Origin of the sequence: Bacteriovorax sp. PP10 (assembly GCF_035013165.1) — a bacterium.
GTDB lineage: Bacteria > Bdellovibrionota > Bacteriovoracia > Bacteriovoracales > Bacteriovoracaceae > Bacteriovorax > Bacteriovorax antarcticus.
On the sequence record NZ_JAYGJQ010000001.1, the window covers coordinates 379588 to 395238 of the forward strand.

Annotated in this window: 12 protein-coding genes and 5 tRNA genes; all 17 read left to right on the plus strand. The window is 40.3% G+C overall.

Annotated elements, in window-relative coordinates; all coding sequences use genetic code 11:
* Positions 1–4: 4 nt before the first annotated feature.
* The 17 genes from SHI21_RS01810 (at position 5) to rpsG (ending at position 15630) form a co-directional block, all read left to right on the plus strand.
* The gene (locus tag SHI21_RS01810) at positions 5–778 is read left to right on the plus strand and encodes a TrmH family RNA methyltransferase (RefSeq protein ID WP_323574411.1); all 774 of its coding nucleotides are present in this window, start codon (positions 5–7) and stop codon (positions 776–778) included.
* Between the two features lie 84 nt (positions 779–862).
* Positions 863–938, plus strand: a tRNA-Thr gene (locus tag SHI21_RS01815).
* Between the two features lie 27 nt (positions 939–965).
* Positions 966–1051, plus strand: a tRNA-Tyr gene (locus SHI21_RS01820).
* 22 nt (positions 1052–1073) lie between these two features.
* Positions 1074–1149: transfer RNA gene (locus tag SHI21_RS01825), tRNA-Gly, on the plus strand.
* A gap of 50 nt (positions 1150–1199) precedes the next feature.
* Positions 1200–1274, plus strand: a tRNA-Thr gene (locus tag SHI21_RS01830).
* Between the two features lie 130 nt (positions 1275–1404).
* Positions 1405–2595 (plus strand): elongation factor Tu, encoded by a 1191-nt coding sequence (gene tuf / locus SHI21_RS01835; RefSeq protein WP_323574412.1) that lies wholly within the window; start codon positions 1405–1407, stop codon positions 2593–2595.
* Between the two features lie 94 nt (positions 2596–2689).
* Positions 2690–2765 (plus strand) — tRNA-Trp (locus SHI21_RS01840).
* A 128-nt stretch (positions 2766–2893) separates the two neighbouring features.
* Entirely contained in the window at positions 2894–3280 is a 387-nt protein-coding gene (gene secE, locus SHI21_RS01845; protein ID WP_323574413.1) for a preprotein translocase subunit SecE, read from the plus strand.
* Positions 3281–3302: 22 nt separating this feature from the next.
* A complete protein-coding gene (gene nusG / locus SHI21_RS01850; RefSeq protein ID WP_323574414.1) occupies positions 3303–3887 on the plus strand; it encodes a transcription termination/antitermination protein NusG in 585 nt (194 codons plus the stop codon).
* Positions 3888–3920: 33 nt separating this feature from the next.
* Positions 3921–4349 carry a 50S ribosomal protein L11 gene (gene rplK / locus SHI21_RS01855; RefSeq protein ID WP_323574415.1) on the plus strand — a complete coding sequence of 143 codons (429 nt, stop codon included), beginning with the start codon at positions 3921–3923 and terminating at the stop codon, positions 4347–4349.
* 67 nt (positions 4350–4416) lie between these two features.
* Positions 4417–5118 (plus strand): 50S ribosomal protein L1, encoded by a 702-nt coding sequence (gene rplA, locus SHI21_RS01860; protein WP_323574416.1) that lies wholly within the window; start codon positions 4417–4419, stop codon positions 5116–5118.
* A 105-nt stretch (positions 5119–5223) separates the two neighbouring features.
* Positions 5224–5727 carry a 50S ribosomal protein L10 gene (rplJ, locus tag SHI21_RS01865; RefSeq protein ID WP_323574417.1) on the plus strand — a complete coding sequence of 168 codons (504 nt, stop codon included), beginning with the start codon at positions 5224–5226 and terminating at the stop codon, positions 5725–5727.
* A gap of 38 nt (positions 5728–5765) precedes the next feature.
* Positions 5766–6134 (plus strand): 50S ribosomal protein L7/L12, encoded by a 369-nt coding sequence (rplL, locus tag SHI21_RS01870; RefSeq protein WP_323574418.1) that lies wholly within the window; start codon positions 5766–5768, stop codon positions 6132–6134.
* A gap of 135 nt (positions 6135–6269) precedes the next feature.
* Positions 6270–10397 carry a DNA-directed RNA polymerase subunit beta gene (gene rpoB, locus SHI21_RS01875; protein WP_323574419.1) on the plus strand — a complete coding sequence of 1376 codons (4128 nt, stop codon included), beginning with the start codon at positions 6270–6272 and terminating at the stop codon, positions 10395–10397.
* 80 nt (positions 10398–10477) lie between these two features.
* The gene (rpoC, locus tag SHI21_RS01880; RefSeq protein WP_323574420.1) at positions 10478–14593 is read left to right on the plus strand and encodes a DNA-directed RNA polymerase subunit beta'; all 4116 of its coding nucleotides are present in this window, start codon (positions 10478–10480) and stop codon (positions 14591–14593) included.
* Positions 14594–14679: 86 nt separating this feature from the next.
* Positions 14680–15054, plus strand: a complete 375-nt coding sequence (gene rpsL, locus SHI21_RS01885; protein ID WP_323574421.1) for a 30S ribosomal protein S12 — start codon at positions 14680–14682, stop codon at positions 15052–15054.
* Between the two features lie 105 nt (positions 15055–15159).
* Positions 15160–15630: a 30S ribosomal protein S7 gene (rpsG, locus tag SHI21_RS01890; RefSeq protein ID WP_323574422.1), complete on the plus strand. Its 471-nt coding sequence runs from the start codon at positions 15160–15162 to the stop codon at positions 15628–15630.
* The last annotated feature ends 21 nt before the right edge of the window (positions 15631–15651 follow it).

Below are 15651 nucleotides of genomic sequence, written 5' to 3' on the forward strand. Positions count from 1 at the left end.
CTATATGACAGAGATAGAGCATGACATGATCGTTGGAATCCACAGCATTGCTGAGGCCATCAGAAATCCTGAGAGACAAATTTTTGAAATTGTCACAACGGATGAAGGCTTCCAGGAATTCAAAAAGCGCAGTGGACTCAAAGATTCTGAAATCCCTCTTACGAAAGTGAGATGGTTGGAAGGTCATGCTCTTCAAGAAGAAGCTAAAAAAAATTACCGCGATCTTGAAATGGAATTCCAACGTGTGCCGAGTGGTATCTTCATGTTGGTAAGTCCGATTAATATTTGGGAACCAACTTGGATCTACCAACAATTAGAAAGCAGAATCCCTATTAAAATCCTAGCTCTCGATCAGATTACAGATGCCCACAACGGCGCTGCAATCATGCGTACAGCAGCTTTCTACGGTGTAGACGCTATTCTTATCTCAGCGAGAGGGAATTTCGGCCTAGGGCCTGGTTTTTCACGTATCGCTTCGGGTGCAACTGAACACGTAAAAATCGTTCGTTGTTCGGCCCTGCCAAAAACCATCACAAAAATAAAAGAATTGGGCGCAATCTGCATCGGTTTATCAGAACACGCGACCGCAGACCTTGGTTCAATCGACACAACAAAACCAATTTGTTTAGTTTTGGGTGCTGAAGATGTGGGAATGTCACACGCCGTCAGTCGCGTTGTAGACACGACAATTTCTTTTAAACCCGCAGGGAAAATCAAATCTTTGAACGTGTCAGTTGCCGCTGCAATTGCCATGGAAAAAATATTTGGTGGAATTTAATTTCAAAAAAAAGTAAAAAAAATATTGCCATTAAAAGGCCGCTAGATTATAAATTACCCCTAGCATAGCGGTTAGATACTGTACGCTGACTTAGCTCAGTTGGTAGAGCATCGGTTTTGTAAACCGACGGTCGTAGGTTCGATTCCTATAGTCAGCTCCATCTATTTTTTCGTTAGTGTTGAAATGAGGAGAGGTTGCCGAGTGGCCAAAGGCAACAGACTGTAAATCTGTCGGAGCGATCCTTCGAAGGTTCGAATCCTTCTCTCTCCACCATTTTCTTACCAAAAAGTCCTATGCGGGCGTAGCTCAGTTGGTAGAGCGCCACCCTTCCAAGGTGGATGTCGCAAGTTCGAATCTTGTCGCCCGCTCCATTTCTCTACCTAATACATTATTAAAATTTTTTTGAATATCGTATGAAAATGCTCTAGTGGCTCAGTGGTAGAGCACTCCCTTGGTAAGGGAGAGGTCGTGGGTCCGATTCCCATCTGGAGCTCCACTTTTTCCTCTTGTCAGGAGGAAGCATCGCGGGCATACTGTTGACTTAATTTAGAACCCGTTATAATTGCTACATATAAAAATTGATTCTTTTTAAAAGTTAAAAGAGTAATCGAAGAAGGAGAAACCAGATGGCTAAGGAAAAATTCGACCGTTCAAAACCTCACGTTAACATCGGAACTATTGGTCACGTAGATCATGGTAAAACGACATTAACAGCTGCTATTACAATGACTATGGCTAAGATCCATGGTGGAGCAGCGAAATCATATGCAGATATCGATTCAGCACCAGAAGAAAAAGCACGTGGTATTACAATCAATACAGCACACGTTGAATATGAAACAGCAGCTCGTCACTACGCTCACGTAGACTGCCCAGGTCACGCTGACTACGTTAAAAACATGATTACTGGTGCCGCTCAAATGGACGGTGGTATTCTTGTATGTTCAGCAGCAGACGGACCTATGCCACAAACTAGAGAGCATATCCTTCTTGCTCGTCAGGTTGGTGTACCAGCTCTAGTTGTTTTCTTAAACAAAGTAGACATGGTAGACGATCCAGAACTTCTAGAACTTGTTGAAATGGAAATGAGAGAACTTCTTTCATCATACAATTTCCCAGGTGACGCAATTCCTTTCATCGCTGGTTCAGCTCTTGCTGCAGTTGAAGGAAGAAACCCAGAAATTGGGGAATCAAAAATCGTAGAACTAATGAACGCAGTAGATGCTTATATCCCAACTCCAACTCGTGATGTTGATAAGCCTTTCCTTATGCCAGTGGAAGACGTTTTCTCGATCTCAGGTCGTGGAACGGTTGTAACTGGACGTATTGAGCGTGGAATTATTAAAGTTAACGAAGATATCGAAATCGTAGGTATCCGTGACGTACAAAAAACAACTGTAACAGGGATCGAAATGTTCCGTAAGCTTTTAGACCAAGGTCAAGCTGGGGATAACGCTGGTCTTCTACTTCGTGGAACGAAGAGAGAAGATATCGAGCGCGGTCAGTGTCTTGTTAAGCCAGGATCAGTATCTCCACACGCTAAGTTCAATGGTGAAGTATATATCCTTACAAAAGAAGAGGGTGGCCGTCACACTCCGATTTTCAAAGGATACCGTCCACAGTTCTACTTCAGAACTACAGACGTAACTGGATCAATCGAACTTAACCCAGGTGTTGAAATGATCATGCCGGGTGACAACACTTCTTTCAAAGTAGAGCTTATTTCTAAGATCGCTATGGAAAAGTCACTTCGTTTCGCTATCCGTGAAGGTGGACGTACGATCGGTGCTGGTACAGTTTCTGAAATCCTAGATTAATTCTAAGATTTCCAAAAAAGTTTTTAACAGTGGGCCGGTTTTTTCCGGCCCACTTTTTTGTCCTCTTGTCTTCTGATAGTATTTTTATTGAGCTGGGCGTATAGCTCCAATGGTAGAGTAGGTGATTCCAAATCACTTGGTTGTAGGTTCGAATCCTACTGCGCCCGCCACTTTAAATATTATTTCTTTCATTCACACCGTGTCATCGGTGAAATCTCACTTCTCTCTAGACAAATTAGCTTTTTTCTTGCATATGTATTAGATTCTATTTTTTTATCCAGTAAAAGAAAGGTTAACTATGTCGATCATTAAGAGCGAAGACTCAAGAAAGTGGATTACAGCTTTAACTGTAATTGCTTCAGTACTAGCAGGTTACGTTGTCTATAAATTCGTAGGTCAGTTAGGGGATTGGTTTGATCTAGAAACGAAAATTTCTAGCTATAGCATGGTAGCCCAGGGTCTAGGATTTCTAACTGGTGTAGGGACGTTTATTTACATCCTGAAGAACAGTGAGACATCTTCTTACCTTCAAGAAGTTTATAATGAACTTGTAAAAGTTGTATGGCCGTCAAAGGATGCAACTGTAAAGATGACAATCGGAATTGCGATTGCACTTGTTATCGTTGCTGGTATCTTTACTGCAGTCGATTTCATCTTCAAAAAGATTTTAGAGTTCGTTTATTAATAACATTAATTGGTAGTTAATTATGGCTGAATCAAATTCACATGAAACTGTCGAGCTAGCTAAAGGTGATACACCAGATTTCAAATGGTACATCGCAAAAGCTCAGACTGGACAAGAAAACAAAGTAACAAAATCTCTTAAAGAGAGAATCGTTAACTATAAAATGACAGACCTTTTCGCCGAGGTTCTTGTTCCGGAAGAAACAGTTGTTACAACTGCTAACGGGAAGAAGAAGACCATCAAGAAAAAGTTTTTTCCAGGTTACGTCTTGATTAAGATGATCATGAATGATAAGACTTGGCACCTTGTTAAAAGTACTGACAAAATCACTGGTTTTGTTGGGGGAACGTTAGATAAACCAGCTCCAATTACGAATGAGGAAGCTGCTTATATGACAACTCAAATGGAAGACGGGTTCAAAAAACCACGTACTTCTATTAATTTCTCTGAAGGTGAGAGCGTTAAGGTTATTGAAGGACCATTCGCTAACTTCGTAGGAACGATTGAAGCAGTAAGTGATAAAGGAAAGATTAAAGTTAACGTATCAATCTTCGGTAGACCAACTCCAGTAGAGTTAGATTTTACTCAGGTTGAAAAAGTTTCTTAAAAAAATATTTGTTGGAATGTAGTAGGAGTTCATATGGCTAAGAAAGTAACAGGTTTTATTAAATTACAAATCGCAGGCGGAAAGGCAAACCCATCACCACCAATTGGACCAGCTCTTGGTCAAAAAGGTGTTAACATTATGGAATTTTGCAAAGCTTTCAATGCAAAAACTCAAGCACAAAACGGTGTAACACTTCCAACGATCATCACAGTTTACTCTGATAGATCATTTACATTTGTTACAAAAACGCCACCGGCTACTTACCTTTTAAAAGATAAGTTAAAAATCACTTCTGGAGCTCAAAAGCCAGGATCTGAAGTTATGGCTAAAACTGTTTCAAAGAAAGTTGTAGAAGAAATCGTTGAAACGAAAAAAGTAGACTTAACTGCTGGATCAAAAGAAGCAGGAATGAGAACAATCGAAGGATCTGTTCGTTCAATGGGTCTAAAACTAGATTACTAATTAACAGGCCCCTCGGGGCTTAATTTAAGTGGGAGACTGCAAAGTCGTTTGACCACAGGAGAATCATATGAAAAAGCCTTCAAAGCGTTACGCTGAAGCATCAGCAAAAGTAGACAAAACTAAAGTTTACTCTTCAGAAGAAGCTATTAAATTAGCTAAAGAAACAAAATCAGCAAAATTCGACGAAACTGTTGATCTAGCATTCAGACTTGGTGTTGATCCAAGACATGCTGATCAAATGATCAGAGGAGCTCTTGCTCTTCCAGCTGGAACAGGAAGAACTGTTAGAGTTGTTGCGATCACTTCAGGATCAAAAGTTGATGAAGCTACAGCAGCGGGTGCAGACTTCGCTGGTGGCGACGATATCATTACAAAAATCGCTGGTGGATGGTTAGACTTCGACCGCGTAATCGCATCTCCAGATATGATGAGTAAACTTGGAAAAGTTGCTCGTTTACTTGGACCTCGTGGTTTAATGCCAAACCCGAAACTTGGTACTGTAACAACTGACGTAGCTGGAGCTGTAAAAGAGCAAAAGGCCGGAAAAGTAGAATACAGAACTGAGAAGACAGGTATCATTCACGTTCCAATCGGGAAGACTTCTTTCACAGCTGAACAACTTAAAGCAAACTACGCTGCAGTTGTTGGTGCTATCGTAAAAGCGAAGCCAGCATCAGCGAAAGGAACTTATATTAAATCTCTAACTCTTAGTACAACTATGGGTCCAGGGATCAAGATTGATACAGTAGAAGCTTTTAACATTATTTAATTAATTACGTAGGGATTGAAGAAAGTCGGTTTGTTAATTTTTTACCCAAAAAGTTAACTATAAAGCCTGCCTAAATCTCCCTCCAAATACTAACTAGGAGGATTTATGCTAAATCGTGCCGAGAAAGAAGCAATCATCCAAGATCTTAAAACAGATATTGGAAGAGCTAAGGCTGTCTTTCTTACAAACCTAATCGGTATCAGTTCAAATGATGCAGTTAAGGTAAGAAAAGCGGTTCGCGACTCAAATGGAAAAATGGTCGTAACTAGAAACACGCTTTTCAAAAAAGCCGCAGAAGGAACTTCTGCAGCAGAACTTGTTGCTAACTTATCAGGACCGCATGCTCTTGCATTCGCTTTCGATGATCCAGCAGCAGTTGCAAAATCTTTAAAAGAAGCAGGGGCTACACTAGACCTTGTGGAACTTAAAGGTGGAACACTTGATGGTGTAATGCTATCTAAAGCTCAAGTAAAACAACTTGCGGATTTACCTTCTAGAGACCAAATGCTTGGTACTTTATTAGCTACTTTCTTAGCTCCTGTTTCTGCTTTTGCTAGAGTGCTTTATGCAATCCAAGAGAAAAAAGAAGCCGGCGAACTTTCAGCTTAATTACAAAAATTTAAATTATTACTTATTAGGAGACTTATATGAGCGTTACAAATGAACAATTAATCGAACACATCTCAAAAATGTCAGTTTTAGACCTTGCTAACCTAGTTAAAGAACTAGAAGAAAAATTCGGTGTTTCAGCTGCTCCTGTAGCTGTAGCTGGTGCTGCTGGTCCTGCTGCTGCTGTTGAAGAGCAAACTGAATTCACAGTTATGCTTCTTGATGGTGGAGAGAAGAAAATTAACGTAATTAAGGAAATCCGTACAATTACTGGTCTTGGGCTAAAAGAAGCTAAAGATCTAGTAGAAGGCGCTCCTAAAATGGTTAAAGAAGGAATCGCAAAAGCTGACGCTGAAGCAATCAAGAAAACTCTTGAAGGTGCTGGAGCTAAGGTTGAACTTAAGTAATTTGAAAGCTTACGTTTAAATAGATTTTTTATAATAAGGTGTGAAAGAGAGAAATCTCTTTCACGCCTTTTTGTGTTTTTTTGCTTTTTATAATTTTATTCTAAGAATATTTATCTCTTATACGAGGAGAGCGCGATGACTCAGGTTTTTTCACCTAACGAATGGTTTCGCAAAACCTTTTCAAATACTCCAGCAGTATTAGATACACCACCCCTTATGAAGTTACAGGTTAACTCTTATGAAGATTTTCTTCAAAAGGACGTACCTCCAGCTAAGAGAATTGATAATGGACTTCAACAAGTCTTCAAATCAGTTTTCCCAATTTATGACTTTAACAAGACAGTTTCTCTAGAGTTCGTTTCTTACTCTCTAGAAGAACCTAAATATACTGTAAAAGAATGTCGCCAACGTGGCCTTTCTTACGAAGCACCACTTAAGGTTGTTGTTCGCCTAGTATTCTTCGACGTAACTGTTGATAGAGATGGTGTTGAACAAAGAACTGTTTCATCTGTAAAAGAACAGGAAGTTTACTTAGGTAACATCCCTCTTATGGCCGAAACTGGTTCATTCGTTTACAACGGAACTGAGCGAGTAATCGTATCTCAGTTACACAGATCTCCAGGGATCATTTTCGAACACGACAACGGAAAAAAACACTCTTCTGGTAAACTTCTATATTCAGCAAGAATCATTCCTCATAGAGGATCTTGGCTAGATTTCGAATTCGATCACAAGAACATTCTATTCGCTCGTATCGATAGAAAGAGAAAGCTTCATGCATCTGTTGTTTTAAAAGCAATGGGATTCTCTACTTCTGAACTTTTAAAAGAATTCTACCAAATGGAAGCTCTGTCTTTTAACAAAGACGGATCTTACTCACGTAAACTAGATTTCAATCTTCTAGTTGGAACGAGAGCAAACGCTGATATCCTTGATAAAGCAGGGAACGCGATTGTTAAAAAAGGTAAAAAATATACAAAAGCTTCTACTAAGAAAATGGAAGACGCAAAAATTACTGAACTACCAGTTGAACTAGACGAAGTAGTAGGGAAAGTTTTAGCGGAAGATATCTTCAATGAGAAAACAGGTGAAGTAATTTGCCTTGCTAACGAAGCTCTTTCTGAATCTAAGATCATGGACCTGATCAAAGCTGGTGTTAAAGAAGTTAACGTTCTTTACATCGACATGATCAACTACGGTGACCAGATCAGAAACACACTTCTTATCGATAAAACAGAAACGAAAGAAGACGCTCTAATTAAAATTTTCGAAAGACTAAGACCAGGGGAACCTCCAACGGTTGAAGCTGCATCTCTACTTTTCGAAAACCTTTTCTTCAATAAAGACAAATACGACTTATCAAAAGTTGGTCGTATGAAAATCAACTACAAATTCGGAATGAACATTCCTGTAGAAGAAACTGTTTTAACAAGAAGAGATATCCTAACTACTGTTCAGTACCTGGTAGAACTTAACAACGGTAAAGGTAAAGTCGATGATATCGATCACCTTGGTAACCGTCGTGTAAGAGCTGTAGGTGAACTTCTAGAAAACCAATTCAGAGTTGGTCTTGTTAGAATGGAAAGAGCAGTTAAAGAAAGAATGGCAATTCAAGAAATTGAAACAATGATGCCATACGATCTAGTTAACCAAAAACCAGTTGCAGCAGCTGTAAAAGAATTCTTTGGTTCTTCTCAGCTTTCTCAATTCATGGATCAGACTAACCCACTTTCGGAAGTAACTCATAAGAGACGTCTATCTGCCCTTGGGCCAGGTGGTCTAACTCGTGAGCGCGCAGGATTCGAAGTACGTGACGTACACCCTACTCACTACGGAAGAATGTGTCCGGTAGAGACTCCAGAAGGACCAAACATTGGTCTTATTACATCTCTAGCTACATACGCTCGCGTTTCTGAATACGGATTCATTGAAACTCCTTACCAAGTAATTGGTGATGATAGATCTATCTCAGCTCCAAAATACTTCTCAGCTTTCGAAGAGGAAGGAAAAGTAATTGCTCAGCTAGATGCTAAATACGTAAAAGACAAACACATCGTTGGTGACGCTATCGCTGCTCGTTCTGCGGGTGACTTTACAATCGTTAATGCTAACGAAGTTCAGTTAATGGACGTTTCTCCAACTCAGATGATTTCGATTGCAACATCTCTTATTCCATTCCTGGAGCATGATGATGCCAACAGAGCCCTAATGGGATCGAACATGATGAGACAGGCAGTACCAGTTGTTAGAACTGATGCTCCTATCGTTGGAACAGGGGTTGAGCAAATTATCGCTCGTGACTCTGGTGCAATTGTTTACGCAAAAGAATCAGGAAAAGTAATTTTCGTTGACTCAAACAGAATCGTAATCCAAAGAGAAAACTTCTCTGAAGGTGAGTCTGGAGTTGATGTTTATAAACTTACTAAGTACCAACGTACTAACCAAAATACTTGTAACAACCAAAAAGCTCTTGTTAAAGAGGGTGATAAGGCTACAAAGGGAATGGTTATTGCTGACGGTCCAGCTACTCAGCTGGGTGACTTAGCCCTTGGACAAAACGTGCTTGTAGCGTTCATGCCATGGGGTGGTTATAACTATGAAGACTCGATCCTAATCAACGAAAACATTCTTGCAAGAGACGTGTTTACTTCTGTTCACATTGAAAGCTTCGAAATTGAAGCTCGTGATACAAAATTAGGTAAAGAAGAAATCACTCGCGATATTCCAAACGTTTCTGAAGAGGCCCTAAAAGACCTTGATGAAGCTGGTATCATCCGCGTTGGTGCGATCATTAAGCCAGGGGATATCCTTGTTGGTAAGATCACTCCAAAAGGTGAGTCTCAACTTTCTCCGGAAGAAAAACTTCTTAAAGCTATCTTCGGTGACAAAGCTGGAGACGTTAAAGATACATCTTTAAGAGTTCCATCTTCAGTAAGAGGAACTGTAATCGACGCTAAAGTTTACACAAGAGAAGGTGTTGAACTAGACGCTAGATCTAAAGAAATCATCGATCACGAAACGACACTAATCCGTCGTGACGAGCGTATCGAAATTAAAGCAATCCAAACTTCAGCAATCCAAAAAATCGCTGAAATGTTCAAAGGTGCGAAGACTACAGATAAACTAATCTCAGAAGACGGTACAACTGAACTTCTTGGAAAAGGGATCGCTGTTACAGGAGAAATCCTTGCTTCAATTCCTTTCGAACTAATTGGTTACTTACCTCTTGAAGCTGCTCTGGAAGAAAAACTTTCAGAATACTTCGCTGACGTAAGAAACAGAATTACTAGAGTTCGCCAAAAAGCTAACGAAGAAATCGCAAAACTACATAAAGGTGATGAACTTCCTCCAGGAGTTATCAAGAAAGTTATGGTTTACGTTGCGATTAAGAGAAAGCTTCAGCCAGGTGATAAGATGGCCGGCCGTCACGGAAACAAAGGGGTAATCTCTAATGTTGTTCCTGCGGAAGATATGCCATTCCTTGCTGACGGTACTCCTGTTGAAATCGTTCTTAACCCACTAGGGGTTCCATCACGTATGAACATCGGGCAGCTTCTTGAGCTTCACCTTGGATGGGCAGGTCGTGGTCTTGGTGAAAAAATCAAGATGATGATGGAAGAGAATGCAAAAGTTCATGAACTGAAAGATTTCATCTACCAAATCTACAAGACTGAAGAAGTTAAAGACTGGTTGAAGAAAGCTACAGACGAAAGAGTTATTGAAGTTGCTGAACAACTTACAATGGGTGTTCGTTTCTCTACAAGTGTGTTCGATGGTGCATCTGAAGATGACATTAAAGACATGCTTGAACTAGGGGATCTAGATAGATCAGGAAAGACAACTTTATTCGATGGTAAGACTGGGGACGTTTTCTCGGAAGACGTAACTGTTGGTGCTATGTATATGTTGAAACTCCACCACTTAGTTGATGAGAAGATCCACGCTCGTTCTACTGGTCCATACTCACTTGTAACTCAGCAGCCATTAGGTGGTAAGGCTCAGTTCGGGGGACAAAGACTAGGAGAGATGGAAGTTTGGGCACTTGAGGCATACGGAGCTGCTTATACTCTACAAGAATTCTTAACTGTAAAATCTGATGATGTTATCGGCCGTACAAGAATGTATGAATCGATCGTTAAAGGTGAACAAGTTCTTGAGCCAGGATTACCAGAATCGTTTAACGTTCTTATTAGAGAGCTTCAAGCGCTATGTCTGGATATCAAATTGGAAGAGAACTCTGAAGAAGAGAATACTTTTAGTTAGTAGTTATGTGCGGGTAAAACCGCACATAAGTTTTGTTCTCTAGTTACTAGATAGAAATTAAATAGCACAAGGATAAAAATATGAAAGACTTGTTGAACTTTTTTGATAAACCAAAAGATCCTATCAGTGTAGAAGCTGTTTCGATCAGAATGGCCTCTCCAGATACAATCAGAGAATGGTCGTTCGGTGAAGTTAAGAAGCCTGAGACAATTAACTACAGAACGTTCAAGCCGGAAAGAGATGGTCTTTTCTGCGCAAAAATCTTTGGACCAATCAAAGATTACGAATGTATTTGTGGAAAATACAAAAGAATGAAGCACCGTGGAGTTGTGTGCGAGAAATGTGGTGTTGAAGTAACTCTTTCGAAAGTTAGACGTGAAAGACAAGGTCACATTGAACTTGCTGCTCCTGTTGCACACATTTGGTTCTTAAGATCACTTCCATCAAGATTGGGAGCTCTTCTAGACCTAACTCTTAAGGAACTTGAAAGAGTTCTTTATTATGAAGCTTACGTTGTAACTTCATCAGCAACAAACAATGTTGATGGTGGATTAGAAGTAGGTCGCGTAATTTCTGAGCAGCAATACGCTGAACTAAAAGAGCAAGGAATCGAATTCGAAGCCGGAATGGGTGGACAAACGATTAAAGAACTTCTTAAAAAACTTGATCTAAACATCGAAAACAAAGAACTTCGTCGTGGTCTTGCAGTAGCTACTACTGAAATGGCACGCGCGAAAGTTATCAAAAGACTTAAGGTTGTTGAATCAATCCTTAAATCTGAAAATAAGCCTGAATGGTTTATGATGGATGTTATTCCTGTTCTTCCACCAGATCTTCGCCCTCTAGTTCCACTAGAAGCAGGAAGATTCGCGACTTCAGATCTTAACGATCTTTACCGCCGTGTAATCAACAGAAATAACCGTCTAAGAAGATTAAAAGAACTAAACGCTCCGGAAATCATCATCAGAAACGAGAAGAGAATGCTTCAAGAAGCAGTCGACGCTCTATTTGATAACGGTCGCCGTGGGAAAGTTTTCACTGGAGCTAACAAGCGTCCACTAAGATCACTTTCAGACATGTTAAAAGGTAAGCAAGGTCGTTTCAGACAGAACTTACTTGGTAAGCGTGTTGACTACTCTGGACGTTCTGTAATCGTTGTAGGTCCTTCTTTAAGACTTCACCAATGTGGTCTTCCAAAGTTAATGGCACTAGAACTTTTCAAACCATTCATTTACAACAAGCTAATTGAAAAAGGTCACTGTACTACTATTAAAGTAGCTAAGAAGATGGTTGACCAGCAAAAGCAAGAAGTTTGGGATATCCTAGAAGAAGCTGTTCAAGAGCATCCGGTTCTACTTAACCGTGCACCTACTCTACACAGACTTGGTATTCAAGCTTTCGAGCCAATCCTTATCGAAGGTAAAGCGATCCAGCTTCACCCGTTAGTATGTACAGCCTTCAACGCTGACTTCGACGGTGACCAGATGGCCGTTCACGTTCCTTTATCGATTGAAGCTCAAATTGAGTGTCGTATTCTTGCAATGTCGACAAACAACATTCTTTCTCCAAAAGATGGAACACCTATTATCGTTCCTTCTCAGGATATCGTTCTTGGTCTTTATTACATGACAAGAATTAGACCTTTCGCTCGTGGATACAACAAAGTATTCGCTTCGAAAGAAGAAGCTCAGTTCGCTTACCATTCAGGTAACCTTCACCTTCAAGCGCCGATTAAAGTTCGTATCGATTCAGTAATGATCGAAACAACTGTAGGTCGTACGTTCGTTTGGGATGCAGTACCTAGATGTCTTAAGTACAACGACATCAACCAAATCCTAGGAAAGAAAGAATTAGGTAAACTAATCGATCTTGCTTACAGAGTTGGAACTGAAAAAGAAACAGTTATGCTAGCTGACGCTATCATGAGACTTGGATACGAGTACGCTACAAAAGCGGGTATCTCGATCAACATTAACGACATGACAATCCCTGTGGAAAAAGCTGGAATTCTAGCTGACGCTCACAAGGAAGTTGCAAAGATCACTGAAGAATATAACGAAGGTTCTATTACTGATGGTGAACGTTACAACAAGATCGTCGACGTTTGGGCACAAACAAATGAGCGCCTAACTAAAGTAGTTATTGAAAGAATTTCGATCCAGACTTTTACATCGGAAGATGGAAAAGAAACGATGAACGCTCCTTCATTCAACTCTCTTTACATGATGGCAAACTCTGGAGCCAGAGGTTCTACTCAGCAGATCAGACAGCTGGGTGGTATGAGGGGTCTAATGGCGAAGCCGTCTGGAGAGATTATTGAAACTCCGATTACTTCGAACTTCCGTGAAGGTCTTTCTGTACTAGAATATTTCACGTCTACTCACGGTGCTCGTAAAGGTCTTGCCGATACAGCTCTAAAAACTGCGAACTCAGGTTACCTGACTCGTCGTCTAGTTGACGTTGCTCAAGATGGTATTATCAGAAATACAGACTGTGGATCTACAGATGGAATCATTCTTACTTCAAGAATCGAGGCCGGAGAAGTTGTAGAGCACGTTGCTGATAGAGCTATGGGACGTGTAACGACTCAAGCAATTTTAAGTGGTGCTGGAGTAGAAGTATTCCCAAGAAACCACATGTTAATTGAAAAAGATCTTAAAGTTTTAAAAGACCAGGAAGTCGATCAGATTAAAGTAAGATCAGTTCTTACTTGTAAAGAAAGACATGGTTTCTGTGCTCACTGTTTTGGACGTGACCTTGCCCGCGGTAAACTGGTTTCTATCGGTGAAACTGTTGGGGTAATTGCTGCTCAATCAATTGGGGAGCCAGGTACACAGCTTACAATGAGAACTTTCCACGTTGGGGGAACTGCAACTGCAGGAGCTCAAGTTAACAAAACTGAAGTACGTACTGCAGGGGTAATTCACCTTGAGAACGTTCAGTCTGTTATCAACAACGAAGGTGTAACAATCGTTCTTAACAAAAACGGAGAGCTAATTGTAAAAGACGCTCGTGGAGTTGAGAAGGAAAGATACCCAGTTGTTTACGGATCGAAAATTTTCTTTAAACAAGGTCAGGAAGTTTCAGTTGGGGATAGAGTACTTGAATGGGATCCATTCGCTATTCCAGTTCTAACAGAAGTTTCAGGGACAGTTAAATACGAAGATCTAATTGTTGGATCTACGGTTAATGAGCAGGTCGATGCAGTTACAGGTCTATCTCACAGAGTTGTAACAGAATCTAAAAACCCTTCTCTTCAACCACGTATCGTTATCGTTGATGATAACGGAAACCCTCAATTAGTTCCTGGAACAAAAAGATATGCAGCTTACAGACTTCAAGTCGGAGCTAACATCGTTGTTCAAGAAGGTGACAAAATTGATATCGGTTCTCCGGTTTCAAAACTTCAACGTGAAACGACGAAGACTAAGGATATTACCGGAGGTCTTCCACGTGTTGCTGAACTTTTCGAAGCACGTAAGCCACAAAACGCAGCTCAAATTTCTGATATCTCAGGAACGATTGAATTCGGTTCAGAGTTAAGAGGAAATAGAAGAATTATCGTTCGTCCAGAAGACGGATCAGATCCAATGACATACGTAGTACCGAAAGGCCGTTACGTAGTAGTTAACGAAGGTGACTATATCAGAGCTGGAGAGCCAATCATGGATGGACCATCAAATCCACATGACATTCTTCGCGTTCTTGGTGTTAAAGCACTTGCTCGCTACATCGTTGATGAAATCCAAGAAGTTTACAGACTTCAAGGTGTTAAGATCGATGATAAACACATTGAGGTAATCGCTTCTCAAATGTTAAAGAAAGTTGAAGTTACTAATGCTGGTGACTCATCTTACGTAACAGGTGACTCGGTTACTCGTGCTGAGCTTAACGAAGTAAATGAAAGACTTATTGCTGCTGGAGAAAAGCCAGTTGAAGCGGCACCGCTTCTTCTAGGTATCACGAAAGCATCTTTAACTACTGAGTCATTTATCTCAGCAGCTTCTTTCCAGGAAACGACTAAGGTTCTTACTCAAGCAGCGCTTGAAGGAAAATCTGATGCGCTTCGCGGTCTGAAGGAAAACGTTATCATGGGTCGCTTGATTCCAGCAGGATCAGGGATTCCAAGATACAGAAACTACGAAGCAGTTATGGCTGAAGACGAAGTAACGTCTGCAGCATCATTATCATTTTAAAAATTAGCTTGAACTGGTCATTTTTTTTTGATAATAAAAATGACCAGTATTTTGCAGAAGTTGGAATTTAAGGGAGCAGTTGGATTATGCCTACAATTAATCAGTTAGTTAGAAAAGGTCGCGAAGATAAGTACACGAAAACTAAATCGCCGGCACTAAAATCATGTCCTCAAAGACGTGGAGTTTGCGTTAGAGTTTATACAACGACTCCAAAGAAGCCAAACTCAGCGATGAGAAAGGTATGTAGAGTTAAGCTTACTTCAGGATTTGAAGTAGCGTCATATATCGGTGGAGAAGGTCACAACCTTCAGGAACACAGTATCGTTCTTATCCGTGGTGGAAGAGTAAAAGATCTACCAGGGGTTCGTTACCATACTATCCGTGGAGCTCTAGATGCTACTGGTGTAGATAAGAGACGTCAGTCTCGTTCTAAATACGGTGCTAAGAGACCTAAGAAATAGTCAAAAAGATTACATAAGTAATTTTAAATAACACTCCCTCTACTGTTAAGTCGGTTTAGGGAGAGTAATTTCTTTCATTGTGAAAGAAATGAAGAGGAGTATCAAATGAGCAGAAAAAGAAAAGCGGACGTCAGAGAAGTTCTTCCTGATCCAAAGTTCCAAGACATCGTCATCACTAAGTTCATGAACACACTTATGATCGGTGGAAAAAAATCAATCGCAGAAAAAATCTTCTACGGTGCTTTAGACCTAGTTCAAGAAAAAACTGGTGAAGAGCCTCTAAAAGTATTCAAGAAAGCACTATCGAACATTAAACCAGCTGTTGAAGTAAAGTCTCGCCGTATCGGTGGAGCTACTTACCAAATTCCTGTTGAAGTTCGTCCAGCTCGTCGTCAATCACTAGCACTTCGTTGGTTAAGAGACTACGCTGTAAATAGATCTGGAAAAACTATGGTTCAAAAGCTTGCTGATGAAATCATCGATGCTTCTCAAAACCGTGGTGGATCTGTTAAGAAACGTGAAGACGTTTACAAAATGGCTGAAGCTAACAAGGCTTTCGCTCACCTTAAATGGTAATCAACTAATTGAATTTTTTTT

What these genes read in the sequence shown, in the direction of transcription:
- rplJ (WP_323574417.1), top strand. Translation starts at nt 5,224, where the DNA reads ATGCTAAATCGTGCCGAGAAAGAAGCAATCATCCAAGATCTTAAAACA.
- rpsG (WP_323574422.1), top strand. Translation starts at nt 15,160, where the DNA reads ATGAGCAGAAAAAGAAAAGCGGACGTCAGAGAAGTTCTTCCTGATCCA.
- rplL (WP_323574418.1), top strand. Translation starts at nt 5,766, where the DNA reads ATGAGCGTTACAAATGAACAATTAATCGAACACATCTCAAAAATGTCA.
- secE (WP_323574413.1), top strand. Translation starts at nt 2,894, where the DNA reads ATGTCGATCATTAAGAGCGAAGACTCAAGAAAGTGGATTACAGCTTTA.
- rpoC (WP_323574420.1), top strand. Translation starts at nt 10,478, where the DNA reads ATGAAAGACTTGTTGAACTTTTTTGATAAACCAAAAGATCCTATCAGT.
- rpsL (WP_323574421.1), top strand. Translation starts at nt 14,680, where the DNA reads ATGCCTACAATTAATCAGTTAGTTAGAAAAGGTCGCGAAGATAAGTAC.
- rpoB (WP_323574419.1), top strand. Translation starts at nt 6,270, where the DNA reads ATGACTCAGGTTTTTTCACCTAACGAATGGTTTCGCAAAACCTTTTCA.
- rplK (WP_323574415.1), top strand. Translation starts at nt 3,921, where the DNA reads ATGGCTAAGAAAGTAACAGGTTTTATTAAATTACAAATCGCAGGCGGA.
- rplA (WP_323574416.1), top strand. Translation starts at nt 4,417, where the DNA reads ATGAAAAAGCCTTCAAAGCGTTACGCTGAAGCATCAGCAAAAGTAGAC.
- tuf (WP_323574412.1), top strand. Translation starts at nt 1,405, where the DNA reads ATGGCTAAGGAAAAATTCGACCGTTCAAAACCTCACGTTAACATCGGA.
- nusG (WP_323574414.1), top strand. Translation starts at nt 3,303, where the DNA reads ATGGCTGAATCAAATTCACATGAAACTGTCGAGCTAGCTAAAGGTGAT.
- SHI21_RS01810 (WP_323574411.1), top strand. Translation starts at nt 5, where the DNA reads ATGACAGAGATAGAGCATGACATGATCGTTGGAATCCACAGCATTGCT.